This window comes from Aquimixticola soesokkakensis, from assembly GCF_900172375.1.
Taxonomy (GTDB): domain Bacteria; phylum Pseudomonadota; class Alphaproteobacteria; order Rhodobacterales; family Rhodobacteraceae; genus Aquimixticola; species Aquimixticola soesokkakensis.
Genome location: NZ_FWFS01000001.1, coordinates 538021 through 555834 on the forward strand (window position 1 = coordinate 538021; position 17814 = coordinate 555834).

Here is a 17814-nt window from a genome sequence, read left to right on the forward strand (position 1 = left end):
GGCGCGGCGTCTTGCGTGACAAGCGCCAATGAAACTTTTTGTCCTCACGGCGCTGGCGATGATCGCTTTTGCGGCCAATTCCGTCCTCAACCGTCTGGCACTGACGGGTGATGAGGCGGGGCCTGCCGCCTTTGCCGCTGTCCGTGTTGCGGCGGGGGCGTTGGTGCTTTGGGCGTTGGTGCGCTGGCGTAGCGGTGATTTTCCCGACCTCAAAACCGCGCGCTGGCCGATGGCGCTGGCACTGCTCACCTACATGCTGGGCTTTTCCTTTGCCTATGTCGCTTTGCCGTCGGGGGCGGGGGCCCTGGTGCTGTTTGGCACCGTGCAGGTGACGATGTTTGCGGGGGGCGTCCTGGGCGGGGAGCGCGTGCCGCCGCTGCGCTGGCTTGGCGCGGGCGTTGCCTTGGCGGGGCTTGGCTATTTGCTCTGGCCCGGCGGGATGGCCCTTCGTTTGCCGATCGGGGCGGTGGCGCTGATGGTGGCCGCAGGCATTGGCTGGGGGATCTATTCCTTGCTGGGGCGCGGTGCCAAAGCGCCGCTTGCGCTGAGCGGGTTGAATTTCGCGCTGGCCCTGTTGCCCTGCGCGGCTCTCTGGCTGGTGTTGCGCGACGCGCTCTCCCTCAGCGCAACCTTGGCCGCCCTCACCTCCGGCGCGGTGACATCGGGCCTTGGCTATGCGCTGTGGTACGCGATCCTGCCGCAACTGGGCGCAAGCCGCGCGGCGGTGGCGCAGTTGACCGTGCCCGTCATCGCGGTGTTGGGGGGTGTTTTGTTGCTGGGCGAGGCGCTGTCACTGCGGCTGGTGCTTGCTTGCGCCCTGGTCCTGGGCGGGGTGGGCTTGTCGCTTGTGAAACGGTAGCGACAAGCCATGGTGTTGCGCGGGCAGCGTTAGGCAGGGCCAAGAATGCGGTTCACGTGGCCCATTTTGCGGCCCTTTTTGGCCTGCGCCTTGCCGTAGAGATGGATCGCGACCTTGCCGTCTTTGGCAAGCTCTGGAATGCGGTCCACATCGTCGCCGATCAGGTTGAGCATCTCGACGTTGGAATGGCGTTGACCATCGCCCAAGGGCCAGCCTGCGACCGCGCGGATATGCTGTTCAAACTGGTCAATCGCGCAGCCGTTTTGCGTCCAATGTCCCGAATTATGAACGCGCGGGGCGATTTCATTGACCACAAGGCCCTTGGCGGTGACAAAAAGCTCGACCCCCATCACGCCGACATAGTCCAGCGCATTCAGGATCTTGGCGGTCAAGAGAACCGCATCCATCTGCTGGCTTGAGGTCAGCGTGGCGGGCAAGGTGGTGGTGTGCAGGATGCCGTCCACATGCACGTTCTCGCCCGGATCGAAACAGGCGACATCGCCGTTCAACCCGCGCGCGCCGATCACGGAAATCTCGTGGGTAAACGTGACAAACCCCTCAAGAATCGCCGCATTTCCCGCCATATCGGCGAGGGCCTGAGGGGCGTCTTGGGCGGATTTGATCCGCGCCTGCCCCTTGCCATCATAGCCAAAGCGGCGGGTCTTGAGGATCGCGGGGGCGCCAATTTCCGTCAGGGCCTCGGCCAGATCAAACTCGTCGTCAACGGCCGCGAAGGGCGCGGTCTGAAGACCCAGACCGTTCAAGAACGCCTTTTCCGTCAAGCGGTCTTGCGACACGGCAAGCGTGCGGCGGTTCGGGCGGATTGGTGTGAGGCTTTCAAGAAGGTCCAGCGCCGAAGTGGGGATGTTTTCGAACTCGTAGGTGATCACATCGACAGAGTCGGCAAAGCGTTTCAGCGCGGCCTCGTCGTCATAGGCGGCTTGCAGGTGAAAATTCGCAACATGGCTGGCGGGGCAGTCGCCCGCCGGTTCAAAAATGCAGGTTTTAAAGCCAAGGCGCGCGGCGGCGACAGACAACATGCGGCCAAGCTGGCCACCGCCAAGAATACCGATCGTCGATCCGGGGGCGAGCATTTCAGACATCGGCGGGCTCGTCGGGAATGGAGGCTGACAGGGCCTCGCGCCACGCATCGAGGCGCGCGGCCAGACCGGCATCGCCAATCGCCAGAATGCCAGCGGCCATCAGGCCGGCATTGGCAGCCCCTGCCTCGCCAATCGCCATGGTGGCGACCGGAAAGCCCTTGGGCATCTGCACGATGGAATAAAGGCTATCGACGCCGGACAAGGCGCGGGTCTGGACCGGAACGCCCACAACGGGCACGCGGGTTTTCGACGCCATCATGCCGGGCAAATGCGCAGCGCCCCCCGCCCCCGCGATGATCACTTGCAATCCGCGCTCGGCGGCGGTTTTGCCGTAAGACCACAGGCGATCCGGGGTGCGATGCGCCGATACAATCTTGGCCTCATAGGCGATGCCGAGTTCATCCAGAATGTCCGCGGCTTTTTTCATCGTCGGCCAGTCGGACTGGCTGCCCATGATGATACCGACTTTGACGGGCGTCGTGACGGTGGTGTCTGCGCTCAAGGCCAATCCCCTTTTCCCCAAAATTCGAGAGCCGCACTATAGCGTTGCCATGGGGCGCTGCAATCACTTGGGACGCCTGCGCCGCGCTTGGGCGGCTTTAAGCGATGATATCGGGGGTCAAATTATCCTCGATCACCGCAATCCTGTCCTTGATGGCCAGCTTTTGCTTCTTGAGGCGGCGGATGCGCAACACATCGGCCTTTCCCGTCTCCTCAAGGGCGTGGATAGCTTCGTCGAGGTCACGGTGTTCGCGCCGCAGGACTTCAAGCTTGACGCGCAGCACCTCATCGGTGCCCATTTGGGAGGACATGTTCATGTTAGCCTGTTCCGCGAGAATGAGTCGCAGCCTGAGTGTGTTGCTCTACCTATACCGCGCCCCCGCTTAATCACAAAGATTTTGCGAAAATTCCGGGGTTTTCACGCAGGCAAGGACAGCCCAGCCCGTGACCAGCGGGCACAGCCGCGCGCCGGGCGGGGTTTTGCGGGGGCTAATGGGGTTGTGATCGCGGCGCAGGCTTCCCATATTCTTGAAAAGGGTCGCCAATCACGGGGCCTGACACGACAACGTCGCTTGAGCATAAAGGACGTGAGAATGACCAAAATGACCTTGGGGGCGCACCCCTTTTTGCTTGGATTTGATCAGCTTGAACGTCTGGTCGAGCGCACGGCAAAATCCGATGCAGGTGGTTATCCGCCTTATAATATTGAACAAACCAGCGATAATTCCTTTCTCATCACGCTGGCTGTTGCGGGGTTTCATGATGACGATCTGTCCTTGACCCTTGAAGACCGCCAGCTTGTTGTGCGCGGTCGCATTGCCGAGGACAGCGTCGAGCGCGTGTTCTTGCACCGCGGTATCGCGGCGCGTCAGTTCCAGCGCTCCTTTGTGCTGGCAGACGGTGTGGATGTGAAAGGCGCGCGGATGGAAAACGGGCTGTTGCACATTGAATTGCAACGATCTGTCGCTGACTGCGTTGTTCAAACGATTGAGATCAGGAAAGGCTAAGTCATGGATACCAAGTACGAAGCACTCCCCGAGGCGGCCGAACGTATCGTCTATGTGCGCGCAATCGAGGTTGCGGAGCTGCCCGACGACGTCAAAAGCCACGCCGGTGGTTTGGAGCGCGTCTATGCGGTCTACACCGAAGCGGGCGAGCGCGTGGCCTTGGTCAAAGACCGCACGATGGCCTTTGCCCTGGCGCGCCAGAACGAACTTGCGCCGGTGTCGGTCCACTAACCTGCACTGCGCCGCCCGATAGATGGCGGCCGGTCGTTTGCGATTTTGCGCGCAAACCGCCAAGCATGGAAACACGACCTAGAAATCGACAGAGAAACCGACAAAGAAAAACGCCCCGAAGGATCCTTCGGGGCGTTCTTTTGTCTGGTCTGGGCGGCTTATTCGCCAGCGATCAGGCCCATAGCTTCGAGCTTGAGCAGCACTTGGTGGGCGCAGTTGTCCACATCGGTGCCTTCGGTCTCGATGCGCAGCTCGGGGGATTCGGGCACATCGTAGGGATCGGAAATGCCGGTGAATTCCTTGATCTTGCCTTCACGCGCCAGCTTGTAGAGACCTTTGCGGTCGCGGCTTTCGCATTCCTCAATGGAGGTGGCGACATGCACTTCGATGAAGGCCCCGAAGGCTTCGACATCTTCACGCACGGCGCGGCGGGTGGTGGCGTAGGGCGCGATGGGCGCACAGATCGCGATACCACCGTTCTTGGTGATCTCGGAGGCCACATAGCCGATGCGACGGATGTTGAGGTCGCGGTGCTCTTTGGAGAAACCCAGTTCCGAGGACAGGTTCTTGCGCACGATGTCACCATCAAGCAGCGTCACGGGACGACCGCCCATTTCCATCAGCTTGACCATCAGGGCATTCGCAATGGTGGATTTGCCCGAACCGGAGAAGCCGGTGAAGAACACGGTGAACCCCTGCTTGGAACGCGGCGGCTTGGTTTTGCGCAGTTCTTTCACGACCTCGGGGAAGGAGAACCACTCGGGGATTTCCAGACCTTCGGCCAGACGGCGACGCAACTCGGTGCCCGAGATGTTGAGGATCGTGATGTCGTCTTTATCTTCAATCTCGTCGATGGCTTCGTATTGCGCGCGCTCGGCGACCCAAACCATGTGTTTGAACGGCACCATTTTGATGCCCATTTCCTCTTCGTGCTCTTTGAAGAGGTCTTGTGCGTCGTAGGGGCCGTAGAAATCTTCGCCCTGGCTGTTGGAGCCGGGGCCTGCGTGGTCGCGGCCGACGATGAAGTGGGTGAGACCGTAGTTTTTACGGATCAGACCGTGCCACACAGCCTCGCGCGGGCCTGCCATGCGCATGGCGAGCGGCAGCAGCGACATCGTGGTGGTCGAAGCGGGGTATTTGTCGAGCACGGCTTCGTAGCAGCGCACGCGGGTGAAGTGATCCACGTCGCCCGGTTTGGTCATGCCCACAACGGGGTGGATCAACAGGTTGGCCTCGGCTTCGCGGGCTGCGCGGAAGGTCAGTTCCTGGTGCGCGCGGTGCAGCGGGTTGCGGGTCTGGAAGGCCACGATTTTGCGCCAGCCGAGCTTGCGGAAATAGGCGCGCAGCTCGTTGGGGGTGTCGCGACGGGTGCGGAAATCATAGTGCACGGGCTGTTGGATGCCGGTGACGGGGCCACCAAGGTACACGTTGCCAGCGGTGTTGTGCAGGTAGTTGACCGCGGGGTGCTTGGAATCATCCGCACCAAAGACCTTTTCGGCCTCTTTGGATTTGTTGGGCACCCAGTTGTCGGTGACGGTCATGGTCGCAAGGATCACGCCCTCCTGGTCGCGCAGGGCGATGTCCTGACCCGCTTCAAGCCCCTCGGCGAATTTTTCGGACACATCCAGCGTGATCGGCATCGGCCAAAGCGCGCCGTCTGCCAGGCGCATGTTGTCGACAACACCGTCGTAATCGGCTTCGGTCAGAAAGCCTTTCAGCGGGTTGAAGCCGCCATTCATCAAGAGTTCGAGGTCACAGATCTGGCGCGGGGTCAGATCCCAGCTGACCAAATCAGCGGCTTCGACTTTGAGTTTTTGCGCGCTTTCGTAGGAAACGAAAAGCTCGGGGATGGGGGCGAGATTTTGTGCCATAGGGTTATCGCTGCCTTCAATACTGGCGTCATATAGTGCGCGAGTTTCGCGCTTGAGAAATAATTGCGGCCTGCGCCACTGCAGGCGGGATAGCTTGGGGCGCAGCGTCAAGGCAATGCTCGCGGCGGATTTTTACGCAAAAGAGGCCGAAAAGCCGCAGAATTTGCGAAAACCGGACAAATTTTCTGCTTTGAGGAAGCGGGCGGCACGATTGTCCCCCGCCTGCCCAAGGGGGACTGTTGCGGCTTTGCGGGGCAATCGCCGCCCCGCCCCGTTTTTGTCGCGTTGTGGCGCGCGCGCCCGCGCGTGGCCATAAAAAACGGGGCCGACTCTTTGCGTCGGCCCCGCTGGGTTTGATCCGTTTTGGACCTCTTAGATGCGCAGTTTTTCTGCCGGGCCCTCGACGGTGCCGACATTTTCGCCTTCGGCCAGGCCTTCGGAGGCAAGGAAGCGCTCGGCATCAAGAGCGGCCATGCAGCCCATGCCCGCAGAGGTCACGGCCTGACGGTAAATGTGATCGGTCAGATCGCCCGCCGCAAAGACGCCCGCGATGGAGGTTTCGGTCGTGCCCGGTTTGACCGACACATAGCCGCCCGAGTGCAATTCCAACTGGTCCTTGACCAATTCGGAGGCCGGTGCGTGGCCGATGGCGATGAACACGCCCTTGGCGGGCAGTTCAGTGATCTCGCCGGTCACGGTGTTCTTGGCGCGTACGGCTTCGACGCCAAGGGGGCTGCTTTCGCCGACGATTTCCTCGATCGCGTGATTCCAAAGCACCTCGATTTTGGGGTTCTTTTGCAAACGGTCCTGCAGGATCTTTTCCGAGCGCAGGAAGTCGCGGCGGTGGATCAGCGTCACTTTGGACGCAAAATTGGTGAGGAAGAGGGCTTCTTCAACAGCGGTATTGCCGCCACCGACCACGATCACTTCCTGACCGCGATAGAAGAACCCGTCGCAGGTAGCACAGGCCGACACGCCGAAGCCTTTGAATTTCTCTTCCGAGGGCAGGCCCAGCCATTTTGCCTGGGCGCCGGTCGCCAGAATCACCGCATCTGCCGTATAGGTCACGCCGCTGTCGGATTGGGCGGTAAAGGGCCGCTTGGACAGGTCCAGTTCCGAAATATAGTCGGAAATGATTTCCGTCCCCATCGCTTTGGCATGGGCTTCCATGTTGACCATCAGGTCGGGACCTTGGATTTCGGTGTGGCCGGGCCAGTTTTCGACCTCCGTCGTGATGGTCAGCTGCCCGCCCGGTTGCAGGCCTTGCACCAGAACAGGTTCCAGCATGGCCCGGCTGGCATAAACGGCGGCGGTATAGCCTGCGGGACCGGAGCCGATGATGAGCAGACGGGTGTGTTTGATCTGGGACATGAGCGACCCCTTTTTGTAAATAACTGCGCAAGCGTGATCAGAGACTGCATATAGACCTGCGATGCGCCGCATGAAACCCCCTTGCACAGGGCGCGGCGAATGCACTTGCAGTGCGCAACGCTCTGTTGCATCTAGCGCAAGTTAGACGGAAGGATGTTGCGCAAGTGTGAAATAATGTTGCGCACAGCGGATGATTTCAGTATCCTTCGATCAAATTGCAGGAGCGCACCATGGCTGGACACAAGCTTGATGAAATTGACCGCAAAATTCTGGCGGAGCTTCAGGCCGATGGGCGCATGACCAATGTCGAGCTTGCCAAGCGGGTGGGGATTTCGGCGCCGCCGTGCCTGCGCCGTGTGCGTACGCTTGAGGATACGGGCTATATCAAAGGCTACCATGCCGAAGTCGACGCCCGCGCGCTGAGTTTTGAAGTTCAGGTGTTTGCGATGGTCGGGCTGGTCAGCCAGGCCGAATCCGATCTCGCTGCCTTTGAAGACCGCTGTCAGGACTGGCCGCTGGTGCGCGAGTGTCACATGCTCAACGGTGAAGTGGATTTCGTGCTGAAATGCGTCGCGCCGGACCTCTCGAGCTTTCAGAGTTTTCTGACCGGTCATCTGACATCGGCGCCGAATGTGGCGAGCGTGAAAACCTCGCTGGTGATCCGCTGTCGCAAGGATCAGCCGGGTGTTCCCTTCGACGTGCTTGAGGAGCGCCTCGCGCAACGCGCCTGACGGGTGTCTGGTGAAAATAGGCAAAAGGCGCGCAGGATTTGATCCGCGCGCCTTTTTCTATGCCGGTTTGAGGGGCTCACGCCGCGTCAAGTTTTTCCAAATCCCCGACGGACAGGCGCGCCAAGGCCATCGCGCCAAAGTCGCCCAACTCGTGGATATGGGGAAACAGCGCCATGAATTGGGCGCGCAGGGGCGGCGGCAGCTGCGCAGAGGCGCTTGCGCCGGGGTGGTAGGTTTCTACCGGAAATCCGTTCACTTTGATCAAACGGTGCTGTGCAAGCGCGATGTGATAGGTGCGCACAGAAGCCATCGGGGTGACATTGATCACGCTGATCCCATCGGCCAGAGCCGCAATGGGCACCAGGGCCTGATCGGTCCCCAGATAGCTGCGCAGCGCCGGAGCGCGGTGCAAAATTCGCGCGTTTGGCCCCAGCATCAGGTCCAGGCCGGGACGGCCAAAGCCGAAACTATCCGCAGCAACGCGGTAGAGCGCACAAGGGCCGTCAACAGCATCGGGCGTGACCTGCATCGAGCCGATCCAGTCGACGGCCATCGGCGCGCCGTCCACCGTGTCGACCAAATCACCGGGCAACAGATCTTCGACTGCGACCGGACCGTTTGGCGTGGCAATCAATGCCCCGCGCGCCAACGCCGAAAAGGCGGCTTCAAAGACCGCAGTTGCGGGGGCGCGCTGCGACAGATCAAGGATGTCGCCGTTCGCGCCCCGCCAGAGCACCTCGTACTTGCGCAATGGCAGGGACTCGACAGGGGCGGGGGGGACCAGCGGCGCAGCGGCGGGTGCCGTGCGCGGGGCGCTGTCATCATACAGACATGCGGGGACGGCTTTGCGCGCGCTGGCCGCCGCCATCGAGCTGGAACGAACGCGCCGCACGGTCCATGCGGTTGCCGGTTTCGCGACGGCCTTGCCATCGACGCAGTCGTGCATCGCGGAATTGACGTTGGGCGTGGATTTGGGCGTGGCGCTTTTCGCAGCAGATGTGCGTTGCGCGCCGGTGCGCGCCGCGTGGGGCGCCGACAGGTGGGGGTACGACATGTCTTTCGTCCTATGTCTGGCGAAGCGGCATCGGGAATATGCCACCCCAGCAATCGGCCCCCACCGACTTCAAAGGGAATACCGAAGCTTTCGCCGCCGCGGACACGGCTGTCAAAAATATCTCCAAACCGGCGCCAGACTGGAAATAGTCGCGCCGCACAGCAGGGTTTGTTGCGCCACTGGCCGCAAATGCTGCCACATTTCACCCAAAGCGCCCGAGTGGCGCGGATCGTTTCCCGAATCAAAAAGGCCGCCCCGCATCTCTGCTTGGGCGACCTTGTCGGGTTTTATCCTGTCCATCCCGCCCTCCCGGCGGAACCGACAGGGGCAGGAGATCAGGCCGAGCGCAGCGCGGCGCGGGGCGCGGGGGCGACATAGGTGCCCTCGGCGCGGGCGCGCAAGCGGGCCTTCGCGGTATCGCGCATTGCGCGGTTCGTGCCACGGGCCCAAGGCATTTGCGCATCGGTTTTTGCGCTTTGCTCAATCATCGAAGTCATCCAACGGCGTTGTTTGTTCATGTCTCGATCTCCCTAATGCGCTGCAAGAGCGCCTTGTCTGATGACAGTGTTATGACGGTTCAATGCGGCAAGGGTTTGACGGTGGTTAGCAGCCATGCAAAAAACGTAACTGCAGGTATGATTTTTTTAATGCTCTGAAAAAACTGTATTTTTTGCCCTGTCGAACAATGCATGGGCGGGATTGCTCATTGTTTCTGGCAAATTTGAGGCAAAACGCGCCGGATTCGGGCGATATCGAATGTTCGGGCGCGGCCATTTATCGCCTCCGATCCCGGGTTCAAGTGCCCAAAGCGCTTAGAGTGCGATTGTCGCGATCAATCGCCCGTAGTCTGCTTCTTTATTGTGCACCGAGCGGCGATAGGAAAAGAAGCGGTCGGGATCGGAGTAGGTGCAATGGCGGGTCCATTCGGCAAACCCGATGCCGGCTTCGCGCAAACGGTACAATCCATAGGCCGGTAGATCGAACATGTAGCGGTCGTCCTGACCGTTCACGAAAAAGCGGGCGTTGTCTTCGTCGGCGTCCAGAAAGGTTTCCAGAAACTCCGGCCCGACCTCATAGGCGCGCTGTGAAATCGACGGCCCGATCACAGCGGCGATGTTTTCACGCTGCGCACCAAGCGCCACCATCGCATCGATCGTTGCATCGAGCACCCCGTCCAGCGCACCGCGCCAGCCCGCATGTGCCGCACCGACGACTTTGGCGTGCGGATCGGCAAACAGGACCGGCTGGCAGTCGGCCGTCAGAATCGCAAGGACGAGTCCGGGCGTTGCCGTCACGAGCGCATCGGCGCGCGGCGGGGTTGCGGGCGGCTCGGACAGGGTTGCAACATCTGCCGAATGCACTTGATGCACGCCGCACAGATGGGTGGGGGCGACCGCCATGGCCGCTGCCACGCGCGCGCGGTTGATGGCCACGATGTCGCTCTGGTCCGACGATCCGTTGCCGCAGTTCAGCCCTTCGAACACGCCCGAAGACGCGCCGCCCTTACGGGTGAAAAAACCGTGTGTCACGCCGTCCAGCGCGTCGGAAGTCAGGATTTCTAGCGTCATGCGTCGTATCCGGCAGGGCAGGGGGCGTGTTGCGGGAAGAGGGCAATCGTCTTGAACAGCGAACCCATTTCTTGGGGGGAGGTCAAGCGGTTAAACGCCGCGACATGGGCCTCGAGAGCGTCGCCCTGCAGCTTCATCGCCAATGCCTGCGCGCGGGCGACAATTCCCAGGTGACCCAGAATTTCGCCCTGTGTCATCAGGGCGCTCGCCTGCGCCCCTTCGCGGCGCGCCTGCACGGCAAGGGGTTCGAAATCCACATGGGCCGTCAGATCGGCGTGTCCGGGGCGGGCAAGCGGGTCAACGGGGTGGTGGTCTTCCAGGGCCTGGAAGGTGTCGCCCAGACTGTGCCAGCCGCCATAATCGAAAATCAACGCGACCCCGCCATGGGCCACGATCCGCTGCGACAGGGCGCTGATATGGCCCGCCGCTGCGGGGCAAACTTCGACAATATCGCCTGCGCTCGTGTCGCTCAGGCGGTGGTCCAGCGCGCGGATCGGTGCCGGTGCGGACAGGCCAAGCGCCAGCGCATCACCGTCCATCCCCACCATCGTTTCGCGCCAGCCCTGTGCATCGCGGGTGAACTGGCGGATGGGCAGCGCGTCGAAAAACTCGTTCGCAAGCAAGAAGAGCGGCTGCTCGGGGAGCGCGGCGAGATCCGGGCAATGGGTGATGTGATAGGCCGCAAGCGTGTCGCGCTGGACCTGCTTCAGGCGGGGGGAGGCTTCGATCAGGGTGATCTGTGCGGCCGCGTGAAAGCCGGGCACGGATTTTGTCGCGCGCAACACATCGGCCATCAGCGTGCCGCGACCGGGGCCGACTTCGGCAAGCGTGAAGGGCGCGGGCGCGCCTTGGTCCAGCCAGCTTTGCGCCAGACACAGCCCCAACAATTCACCAAACATCTGGCTGATTTCCGGCGCGGTGATGAAATCGCCTTTGGTCCCGAAGGGCGCGCGGGTGGTGTAATAGCCGTGCTCTGGGTGCAGCAGGCACTCGGCCATGTAATCGGCCAGCGGGATCGGCCCGTTTTGCGCGATCCGGCGTTTGAGGATGTCGGCCAACGCACTCATGCGCGCGGGGCCCGCCACGCCCGTGCCGCAAGCACAAGTCCAAGCAGCAGCATCGGCAGGGACAACAGTTGCCCCATCGACATGCCAAGCGCCACATGCCCAAGCGGATTGTCCGGCGTGATGAATTGCCCGTCTGCCTGACGGAAGAATTCGACGATGAACCGCGACAGCCCATAGCCGGCAAGGAACAGCCCAAGGATCAGCCCGCGCCGTTTGAATGCGCCAAAGCGCCATGCCAGTACGATCAGCAGGCTCCCGAGGATCAGCCCTTCCATCCCCGCCTCATAGAGCTGCGAGGGGTGGCGCGCGCAGGGGCCGATCACGCCGGGGCAGTCTTGGGCAGGATCGGAGGGGAACACAACGGCCCAGGGCAGGGTCGAAGGGCGGCCCCAGAGTTCGTCGTTGATGAAATTGGCGATGCGTCCAAGCATCAGACCCGGAGGCGTCGCCATCGCCATCAGGTCGCCCAGGGACAAAAGCGCGATTTTATGGCGCAGCCCATAGGCCAGCGCCGCAATCACGACGCCCAGGAAGCCGCCGTGAAACGACATGCCCCCGGTCCAGACCATGGGAATTTCCACCGGATTGGCCAGGTAATATCCCGGTCGGTAAAAAAGAACATAGCCCAGACGCCCCCCGACGATCACCCCGAGAATGATCCATGTCAGCAGGTCTTCGAAGTTCTGCGGGGCCATTGGCGCGCGGTTGGAAGGCCAAAGCCGGTCGCGCGCGAGGGCGGCAGTGCACAGCTTCCACGCGATCACGATGCCCGCGATATAGGCCAGCGCATACCAGCGCAGGGCAAAGGAAAACCCGCCCAGAGTGATCGAAAAGATCTCGGGCGAGAGGTCGGGAAATTGGAGTACGGCGGGCATAATCGTCATCATGGCGGCATCTGTGGCCGAGTGGCGGGTGAAGTCAACACCCGCGCGTTGCTCTCGGCGCGGCCTTGCGCGCTTGTGAAATCCGCGACCGCGCCCCATATAAGGAAGGAACCTCGATTTTTGCCCCGCTAATTGCCTTTGGAGGCCCGTGATGCAAACCCGTACCAAGATTTTCGACGACCTGTCCCAACTGATGACCAATGCCATGGGCGTGGCACAGGGTGCCAAGGACGAAGCCAATACCGCCGTGAAAGGCATGTTGGATCGCTGGCTGGCCGAGCGTGATTTCGTCACCCGTGAGGAATTCGATGCGGTTAAGGCCATGGCGACCAAGGCGCGCAGCGAAAACGAAGCGCTTGCGGCCCGCCTTGCGGCGCTTGAGGAAAAGAACGGCGCCTGAGCACCACCACAGGCAGACAACACCATGCAGGCGGCGTCCTTTTGCGAGGGCGCCGTTTTCTTTTGTCCACATGTCCACAGGGGCACCTACCTGCCCTAGATTTAGCCACAGGATCTGGGGGTAAGTCAGGGATTGGCACAATAGGTGGGGATAACGCAGAAATAATCCTTTACAGGCTGTTAAGGCTGCACCACCATATCTGGTAAGGGAATGTAAAAAGAACGCATCCCTAGAGCAGGCACCAAGTCTTAGTGGCGCTGCCGCACCACTGGGCTACAGCAGATGAGGCCGCGTGATGGCGTATACTGAGCACTCTTTTTCCTCCGATGAAATCCACCCGATTGACCTGTGCGAGCATCTCGCCGAGCATAATGATTGGGAATTCGACCGCGTCGCCGATGACCAGATCGCCATGGCCGTCGAGGGCCAGTGGCGCACCTATTCCATCACGCTGGCATGGTCCGATTTTGACGAGACCCTGCGCCTGATCTGCACCTTCGAAATGGAGCCGCCCGCAGACAAATTGCTGCAGCTCTATGAGGTCCTTAACCATATCAACGATCAATGTTGGGCCGGAGCCTTTACCTATTGGCCCGAGCAAAAGATGATGGTGTTTCGCTACGGCTTGGTTCTGGCAGGCGGTCAGCTGGCCAGTCCCGAACAGGTGGATCGTCTGATCAGCGCGGCCGTGACCTCTTGCGAACGGTATTATCCGGCGTTCCAACTTGTGGCCTGGGGAGATCGTTCAGCGGCCTCTGCCATGCAGATCGCCATGGCCGAAGCTTACGGGCGGGCCTGATCACGGCGCGGTCGCGCCCGCTTGTACGTGCATCCCCGCAGATGACCGGCACGCCGTTGCGCTTGGCGCAGCGTTGACTAGAGTGGCCCCCTGAATTTGCGCAAGCTGTTAGGGGGCTTTTTCGTGGACATGACTGATCTGAAAACCCGCGGTCTGGTGATCGTGGGCTGTGGCAAAATGGGCAGCGCGATGCTCAAGGGCTGGCTGGCAAACGGGCTCGCGCCCAGCAGCGTCACCGTCATCGCACCGCGCCCCTCCGCATGGTTGCAATCTGTCGAGGGCCTGCGACTGAACGCTATGCCCGATACGCCTCCCGCGATGGTGATGCTGGGCGTCAAGCCGCAGATCATGCCCGATGTCATGCCCGATGTCGCGCGGTTTGCGGGCGGGCAAACCCTGTTCCTGACCGTGGCTGCGGGCTTGCCGATCGCGTTTTACGAGGCGGCGCTGGGCGCACGGACACCGCTGGTGCGCGCGATGCCCAACACGCCAAGTGCCATCGGGCGCGGGATCACGGCAATTGTCGGCAATGGCGCGGCAGATGAGGCGGACCTTGATCTGTGCGAGCGCCTGCTTGGTGCCGTGGGGCAGGTCGTGCGCCTCGAGGGCGAGTCCCAGATGAATGCGGTGGCCGCTGTGTCTGGCTCCGGTCCGGCCTATGTCTTCCACCTGATCGAAACGCTGGCCGCCGCGGGCGAGGCCGAAGGGTTGCCTGCCGACATGGCGCTAAAACTGGCCAAAGCCACCGTCGGCGGTGCAGGGGCCCTGGCCGAGGAAAGCGACATGTTGCCCTCCGAACTGCGCGTGCAGGTCACCTCGAAAGGCGGCACCACGGCGGAGGCGCTGAAGGTGCTGATGGACGCGCAAACCGGCTTCGCGCCGCTGCTGAAACGGGCGGTGCGCGCAAATATCAACCGCTCCGAGGAATTGGCGAAATGATCGACTTTGACGATTTCCTGAAGGTCGATGTCCGTGTCGGCACCATCACCCACGCCGAACCCTACCCGCAAGCGCGCAAACCGGCGATCAAGCTGACGATTGATTTTGGCGACGAGATCGGCGTGAAACGCTCCTCGGCGCAGATCACGGCGCATTACACGCCCGAGACGCTCGTCGGCAAACAGGTGCTCGCCGTGGTCAATTTCCCGCCCCGCCAGATCGGCAAATTCATGTCCGATGTTCTCGTGCTGGGCCTGCCCGATGCAAGCGGCGAGGTTGTGCTTGTCGGTCCCGATCAGGCGGTTCCTGACGGAGGGCGCCTGCATTGAAACTTTTGATCACCCGCAGCCTGCCCGACACAGTGATGGCGGCTGCAAAGGCACGTTTCGAGGTCACAGCGCAGAACTGTCCGCTCACACCGACAAGCGCGCGCGCCGCGTTCGAGGCATTTGATGCTGTGATCTGCACCATCGGCGACGACCTGACAGCAGCGGCCTTCCCCCAAACCCCGCGCTGCAAAATCCTGGCGAATTTCGGCGTCGGAACCAACCATATCGACGTGACGGCCGCCCAACGGGCAGGAGTCGCGGTGACAAATACCCCTGGCACGGTCACCGACGCGACAGCCGACATCGCCCTTACGCTGATGTTGATGACAGCGCGCCGCGCCTCGGAAGGCGAAGCCCTCGTGCGACGGGGGGGCTGGAGCGGCTGGCATCCCACGCAGCTTTTGGGCCTGCACATGACAGGCAAAACGCTTGGCGTCATCGGCATGGGCCGGATCGGAAAAGCCATCGCCAAACGCGCGCATTTCGGCTTTGACATGAAGGTCGTTTTTCACAACCGCTCGCAGGTTGCCGGTTTCGCCACCCCTGCAACGCAACTTGCAACCCTGCAAGAGGTCCTCTCGTGTGCGGACATTGTCCTGATCGCCGTGCCGGCGACGCCGGACACCCGTCACCTGATCGGCTCGGCAGAAATCGCACAGATGAAGCCGTCAAGCCTGCTGATCAACATCGCACGCGGGGACATTGTTGAGGAAGCGGCGCTGATAGACGCCTTGCAAAGTCAAAAAATCGCGGGCGCCGGGCTGGACGTCTACGAACATGAGCCGCAGGTGCCCGCCGCGCTGCGGGCATTGACCAATTGCACGCTTCTGCCACATCTTGGTACGGCAGCACTGGAAGTGCGCGAGGCGATGGGCCGCATGGTACTCGACAATCTTGACGCGTTTGCCACAGGTGCGCCGCTTCCCAATCCGGTCTAGCGGTTTCTTTCGGATAAAAATACCCAAGGGCGCGCCTTCTGCAGTCTGTACGATCTTGGGTATTTGGGTCCGAAAGAAGCCTCAGGCGCGCTCGACGGCCTGACGCCAGTGCTTGCGGCAGAGCGAAACGTAGCGCTCGTTGCCGCCGATTTCGACCTGTGCGCCCTCGCGGATGACGTGGCCATCGGCGTCCTGGCGCACCACCATCGTTGCCTTTTTTCCGCAGTGGCAAATCGTGCGTACTTCGCGCATCTCGTCTGACAGCGCGAGCAAAGCGGCCGATCCGGGAAAGAGATTGCCCTGAAAGTCCACCCGCAGCCCGTAGCACATTACCGGCACATTCAGATCGTCTACGGCACGGGCGATTTGCCAGACCTGATTGTGGCTGAGAAACTGTGCTTCGTCGATGAAGATACACGCCACGCTTCCTTGGCCAAGGCGGGCGTTGATCTTGGCGAACATGTCCTCATCGGGGGCGAAGGTGTCGGCGGGATCACCGATGCCGATGCGCGAGGCGATCATGCCTTCGCCCGCACGATTGTCAAATTGCGCGGTGATCAGATAGGTCTCCATACCGCGCTCACGGTAATTGTGGGCGGCTTGGAGCAGCAGGGTCGATTTGCCTGCGTTCATCGTGGAATATTGGAAATAGAGCTTGGCCATGACGCTGGGTTTAGCCCCAGAGCCTGTGTGACTTCAAGCGTCACAAGTGCAAAACGCCACCCGTGAGGATGGCGTTTTGTTTGGTTCAGGCTGCGGTGGTGCGGCGCGCGCGTTGCGGGCGGCGCGGCTTGGCGTTGGTGCGGCCTGCAGGGTTGCCGCCGGATTTTTGACCGCCGCCCTGTTTGGTGTGCCCACCGCCGTGCCCACGACCGCCGCCGCCACGACCGCCACGACCGGATTTCTTGGCGGGGATTTCTTCGGCTAGAGGCGCACGGCCGGAGGCCACGGGAATGGAGATGCCCATGACTTTTTCGATGGCGCGCAAGTCCGATACTTCCTCGGCGGCGCAGAACGCGACAGCTTTGCCTTCACGACCCGCGCGGGCCGTCCGGCCAATACGGTGCACGTAGTTTTCCGGCACATTGGGGAGGTCGAAGTTGTAGACATGGCGCACATCGGGGATGTCGATGCCGCGCGCGGCCACATCCGTCGCCACGAGGATTTTCAGCTCGCCGTTGCGGAAGGATTTCAGCGTGCGTTCGCGCTGGCCCTGGGATTTGTTGCCGTGAATCGAGCCTGCCGAGAAGCCAGCCGCGGTGAGCTGTTTCATCAGGCGTTCTGCACCGTGTTTGGTGCGCAGGAAGACCAGCGCCAGTTCATCGCGGTGCTCTTTGATCAGCTCTTCGAGCTTTTCGCGCTTATAGGCCTGCGGCACAAAGTGGATTTCCTGTTCGACCTTGTCGGCGACCTTACCGGGAGTCGAGACTTCGATGCGGATCGGGGAGGTCAGGAAAGCGCCAGCGATTTCCGCCATTTGCTTGTTCATCGTGGCCGAGAACAGCATGGTTTGACGTTCTTTGGCAAGCAGCGGCACCAATTTGCGCAGCGCATGGATGAACCCGAGATCAAGCATCTGGTCGGCTTCATCGAGCACGAGAAAGCTGGTTTCATGCAGCGACACGGCGCGACGATCAATCAAGTCGATCAGACGGCCGGGGGTCGCGACCAGAATGTCGGTGCCGCGCTCAAGGCGTTTGATCTGGGGGTTGATGCCGGCCCCGCCGACAACGCGCGCCATTTTCAGATGCGTGCCGTTGACGAATTCGAACAGGTTGTCGGCGATCTGGTTCACCAGCTCGCGGGTCGGCGCAAGGATCAGCGCGCGGGCGGTTTTGGGGGCGGGTTTGGAGCCCGCTTTCATCAGCAGGTCGAGCAGCGGCAGACCGAAGGCGAGCGTTTTGCCCGTACCGGTTTGCGCCAGACCCATCACGTCGCGACCGTTCATCACTTCGGGGATGGCGCGGGCCTGGATCGGGGTGGGGGCGTCGATGCCGTTATCGGCAAGAACCTTGAGAAGACGCGGCTGGAGGCCGAGCATCGTAAAATCAGTCATATTTATCCTGTAAGCGGTGCCGCATGCCGGCAGAGCGCAAAATTGGCCCGACCCGCGCGAGACGCACGGGCAAAGCGTAGGGAGCGGGAAGGTTGTCGGAGCTGGC

Annotated in this window: 21 protein-coding genes; 9 read left to right on the top strand and 12 right to left on the bottom strand. The window is 61.6% G+C overall.

Annotation, left to right across the window (positions count from 1 at the left end; translation table 11 throughout):
- Positions 1–28 precede the first annotated feature (28 nt).
- The gene (locus AQS8620_RS02635; protein WP_085835249.1) at positions 29–859 is read left to right on the top strand and encodes a DMT family transporter; all 831 of its coding nucleotides are present in this window, start codon (positions 29–31) and stop codon (positions 857–859) included.
- A gap of 29 nt (positions 860–888) precedes the next feature.
- Here the strand turns inward: AQS8620_RS02635 and AQS8620_RS02640 are convergent, their stop codons facing one another.
- The 3 genes from AQS8620_RS02640 to AQS8620_RS02650 form a co-directional block, all read right to left on the bottom strand.
- Positions 889–1962, bottom strand: coding sequence for a 5-(carboxyamino)imidazole ribonucleotide synthase (locus tag AQS8620_RS02640; RefSeq protein ID WP_085835250.1), 1074 nt, complete (start codon positions 1960–1962; stop codon positions 889–891).
- The gene (purE, locus tag AQS8620_RS02645; protein WP_268805293.1) at positions 1955–2464 is read right to left on the bottom strand and encodes a 5-(carboxyamino)imidazole ribonucleotide mutase; all 510 of its coding nucleotides are present in this window, start codon (positions 2462–2464) and stop codon (positions 1955–1957) included. Before purE ends, AQS8620_RS02640 begins: the two co-directional genes overlap by 8 nt.
- A 97-nt stretch (positions 2465–2561) precedes the next feature.
- Positions 2562–2780 carry a YdcH family protein gene (locus tag AQS8620_RS02650; RefSeq protein ID WP_085835252.1) on the bottom strand — a complete coding sequence of 73 codons (219 nt, stop codon included), beginning with the start codon at positions 2778–2780 and terminating at the stop codon, positions 2562–2564.
- Between the two features lie 276 nt (positions 2781–3056).
- On the opposite strand from AQS8620_RS02650, the gene AQS8620_RS02655 reads away from it, so the two are divergent.
- Both AQS8620_RS02655 and AQS8620_RS02660 read left to right on the top strand, forming a co-directional pair.
- Complete coding sequence (locus tag AQS8620_RS02655; RefSeq protein ID WP_085835253.1) at positions 3057–3470, top strand: Hsp20 family protein; 414 nt, start codon at positions 3057–3059, stop codon at positions 3468–3470.
- Positions 3471–3473: 3 nt separating this feature from the next.
- The gene (locus AQS8620_RS02660; RefSeq protein ID WP_085835255.1) at positions 3474–3701 is read left to right on the top strand and encodes a DUF1150 family protein; all 228 of its coding nucleotides are present in this window, start codon (positions 3474–3476) and stop codon (positions 3699–3701) included.
- Between the two features lie 158 nt (positions 3702–3859).
- On the opposite strand, the gene AQS8620_RS02665 is transcribed toward AQS8620_RS02660, so the two are convergent.
- Positions 3860–5572, bottom strand: a complete 1713-nt coding sequence (locus AQS8620_RS02665) for a bifunctional sulfate adenylyltransferase/adenylylsulfate kinase (RefSeq protein ID WP_085835256.1) — start codon at positions 5570–5572, stop codon at positions 3860–3862.
- A 372-nt stretch (positions 5573–5944) separates the two neighbouring features.
- Entirely contained in the window at positions 5945–6943 is a 999-nt protein-coding gene (gene trxB / locus AQS8620_RS02670; RefSeq protein WP_085835258.1) for a thioredoxin-disulfide reductase, read from the bottom strand.
- A gap of 230 nt (positions 6944–7173) precedes the next feature.
- Here trxB and AQS8620_RS02675 point away from each other — a divergent pair, with 230 nt between their 5' ends.
- A complete protein-coding gene (locus AQS8620_RS02675) occupies positions 7174–7674 on the top strand; it encodes an Lrp/AsnC family transcriptional regulator (protein WP_085835259.1) in 501 nt (166 codons plus the stop codon).
- 76 nt (positions 7675–7750) lie between these two features.
- On the opposite strand, the gene AQS8620_RS02680 is transcribed toward AQS8620_RS02675, so the two are convergent.
- The 5 genes from AQS8620_RS02680 to lgt form a co-directional block, all read right to left on the bottom strand.
- Entirely contained in the window at positions 7751–8728 is a 978-nt protein-coding gene (locus AQS8620_RS02680; RefSeq protein ID WP_085835260.1) for a Hint domain-containing protein, read from the bottom strand.
- Positions 8729–9063: 335 nt separating this feature from the next.
- On the bottom strand, positions 9064–9246 hold the full coding sequence (locus tag AQS8620_RS02685; RefSeq protein ID WP_085835261.1) for a hypothetical protein: 183 nt from the start codon (positions 9244–9246) through the stop codon (positions 9064–9066).
- A gap of 294 nt (positions 9247–9540) precedes the next feature.
- Complete coding sequence (pgeF, locus tag AQS8620_RS02690; RefSeq protein WP_085835262.1) at positions 9541–10296, bottom strand: peptidoglycan editing factor PgeF; 756 nt, start codon at positions 10294–10296, stop codon at positions 9541–9543.
- Positions 10293–11363, bottom strand: coding sequence for a class I SAM-dependent methyltransferase (locus AQS8620_RS02695; RefSeq protein WP_085835373.1), 1071 nt, complete (start codon positions 11361–11363; stop codon positions 10293–10295). Before AQS8620_RS02695 ends, pgeF begins: the two co-directional genes overlap by 4 nt.
- Entirely contained in the window at positions 11360–12238 is an 879-nt protein-coding gene (gene lgt, locus AQS8620_RS02700; RefSeq protein ID WP_200809578.1) for a prolipoprotein diacylglyceryl transferase, read from the bottom strand. The genes AQS8620_RS02695 and lgt overlap by 4 nt, the downstream gene beginning before the upstream one ends.
- Before the next feature lie 160 nt (positions 12239–12398).
- Here lgt and AQS8620_RS02705 point away from each other — a divergent pair, with 160 nt between their 5' ends.
- The 5 genes from AQS8620_RS02705 to AQS8620_RS02725 all read left to right on the top strand — a co-directional run bounded on the left by AQS8620_RS02705 (position 12399) and on the right by AQS8620_RS02725 (position 15652).
- Positions 12399–12647, top strand: a complete 249-nt coding sequence (locus AQS8620_RS02705) for an accessory factor UbiK family protein (RefSeq protein ID WP_085835263.1) — start codon at positions 12399–12401, stop codon at positions 12645–12647.
- Positions 12648–12942: 295 nt separating this feature from the next.
- The gene (locus tag AQS8620_RS02710; RefSeq protein ID WP_085835264.1) at positions 12943–13446 is read left to right on the top strand and encodes a type III secretion system chaperone family protein; all 504 of its coding nucleotides are present in this window, start codon (positions 12943–12945) and stop codon (positions 13444–13446) included.
- 123 nt (positions 13447–13569) lie between these two features.
- Positions 13570–14385, top strand: coding sequence for a pyrroline-5-carboxylate reductase (gene proC, locus AQS8620_RS02715; RefSeq protein WP_085835265.1), 816 nt, complete (start codon positions 13570–13572; stop codon positions 14383–14385).
- Complete coding sequence (locus AQS8620_RS02720; RefSeq protein WP_085835266.1) at positions 14382–14714, top strand: tRNA-binding protein; 333 nt, start codon at positions 14382–14384, stop codon at positions 14712–14714. Before proC ends, AQS8620_RS02720 begins: the two co-directional genes overlap by 4 nt.
- Entirely contained in the window at positions 14711–15652 is a 942-nt protein-coding gene (locus AQS8620_RS02725) for a 2-hydroxyacid dehydrogenase (RefSeq protein ID WP_085835267.1), read from the top strand. Before AQS8620_RS02720 ends, AQS8620_RS02725 begins: the two co-directional genes overlap by 4 nt.
- Before the next feature lie 81 nt (positions 15653–15733).
- Here AQS8620_RS02725 and AQS8620_RS02730 read toward each other — a convergent pair whose 3' ends face one another.
- Both AQS8620_RS02730 and AQS8620_RS02735 read right to left on the bottom strand, forming a co-directional pair.
- Positions 15734–16315: a thymidine kinase gene (locus AQS8620_RS02730; RefSeq protein WP_085835268.1), complete on the bottom strand. Its 582-nt coding sequence runs from the start codon at positions 16313–16315 to the stop codon at positions 15734–15736.
- Between the two features lie 85 nt (positions 16316–16400).
- Positions 16401–17708 (bottom strand): DEAD/DEAH box helicase, encoded by a 1308-nt coding sequence (locus AQS8620_RS02735; RefSeq protein ID WP_085835269.1) that lies wholly within the window; start codon positions 17706–17708, stop codon positions 16401–16403.
- Positions 17709–17814 lie beyond the last annotated feature (106 nt).

Coding starts and splice junctions, on each gene's coding strand:
- AQS8620_RS02635 (WP_085835249.1), top strand. CDS start 29: ATGAAACTTTTTGTCCTCACGGCGCTGGCGATGATCGCTTTTGCGGCC.
- AQS8620_RS02640 (WP_085835250.1), bottom strand. CDS start 1,962: ATGTCTGAAATGCTCGCCCCCGGATCGACGATCGGTATTCTTGGCGGT.
- AQS8620_RS02650 (WP_085835252.1), bottom strand. CDS start 2,780: ATGAACATGTCCTCCCAAATGGGCACCGATGAGGTGCTGCGCGTCAAG.
- AQS8620_RS02655 (WP_085835253.1), top strand. CDS start 3,057: ATGACCAAAATGACCTTGGGGGCGCACCCCTTTTTGCTTGGATTTGAT.
- AQS8620_RS02660 (WP_085835255.1), top strand. CDS start 3,474: ATGGATACCAAGTACGAAGCACTCCCCGAGGCGGCCGAACGTATCGTC.
- AQS8620_RS02665 (WP_085835256.1), bottom strand. CDS start 5,572: ATGGCACAAAATCTCGCCCCCATCCCCGAGCTTTTCGTTTCCTACGAA.
- trxB (WP_085835258.1), bottom strand. CDS start 6,943: ATGTCCCAGATCAAACACACCCGTCTGCTCATCATCGGCTCCGGTCCC.
- AQS8620_RS02675 (WP_085835259.1), top strand. CDS start 7,174: ATGGCTGGACACAAGCTTGATGAAATTGACCGCAAAATTCTGGCGGAG.
- AQS8620_RS02680 (WP_085835260.1), bottom strand. CDS start 8,728: ATGTCGTACCCCCACCTGTCGGCGCCCCACGCGGCGCGCACCGGCGCG.
- AQS8620_RS02685 (WP_085835261.1), bottom strand. CDS start 9,246: ATGAACAAACAACGCCGTTGGATGACTTCGATGATTGAGCAAAGCGCA.
- pgeF (WP_085835262.1), bottom strand. CDS start 10,296: ATGACGCTAGAAATCCTGACTTCCGACGCGCTGGACGGCGTGACACAC.
- AQS8620_RS02695 (WP_085835373.1), bottom strand. CDS start 11,363: ATGAGTGCGTTGGCCGACATCCTCAAACGCCGGATCGCGCAAAACGGG.
- lgt (WP_200809578.1), bottom strand. CDS start 12,238: ATGCCCGCCGTACTCCAATTTCCCGACCTCTCGCCCGAGATCTTTTCG.
- AQS8620_RS02705 (WP_085835263.1), top strand. CDS start 12,399: ATGCAAACCCGTACCAAGATTTTCGACGACCTGTCCCAACTGATGACC.
- AQS8620_RS02710 (WP_085835264.1), top strand. CDS start 12,943: ATGGCGTATACTGAGCACTCTTTTTCCTCCGATGAAATCCACCCGATT.
- AQS8620_RS02720 (WP_085835266.1), top strand. CDS start 14,382: ATGATCGACTTTGACGATTTCCTGAAGGTCGATGTCCGTGTCGGCACC.
- AQS8620_RS02730 (WP_085835268.1), bottom strand. CDS start 16,315: ATGGCCAAGCTCTATTTCCAATATTCCACGATGAACGCAGGCAAATCG.
- AQS8620_RS02735 (WP_085835269.1), bottom strand. CDS start 17,708: ATGACTGATTTTACGATGCTCGGCCTCCAGCCGCGTCTTCTCAAGGTT.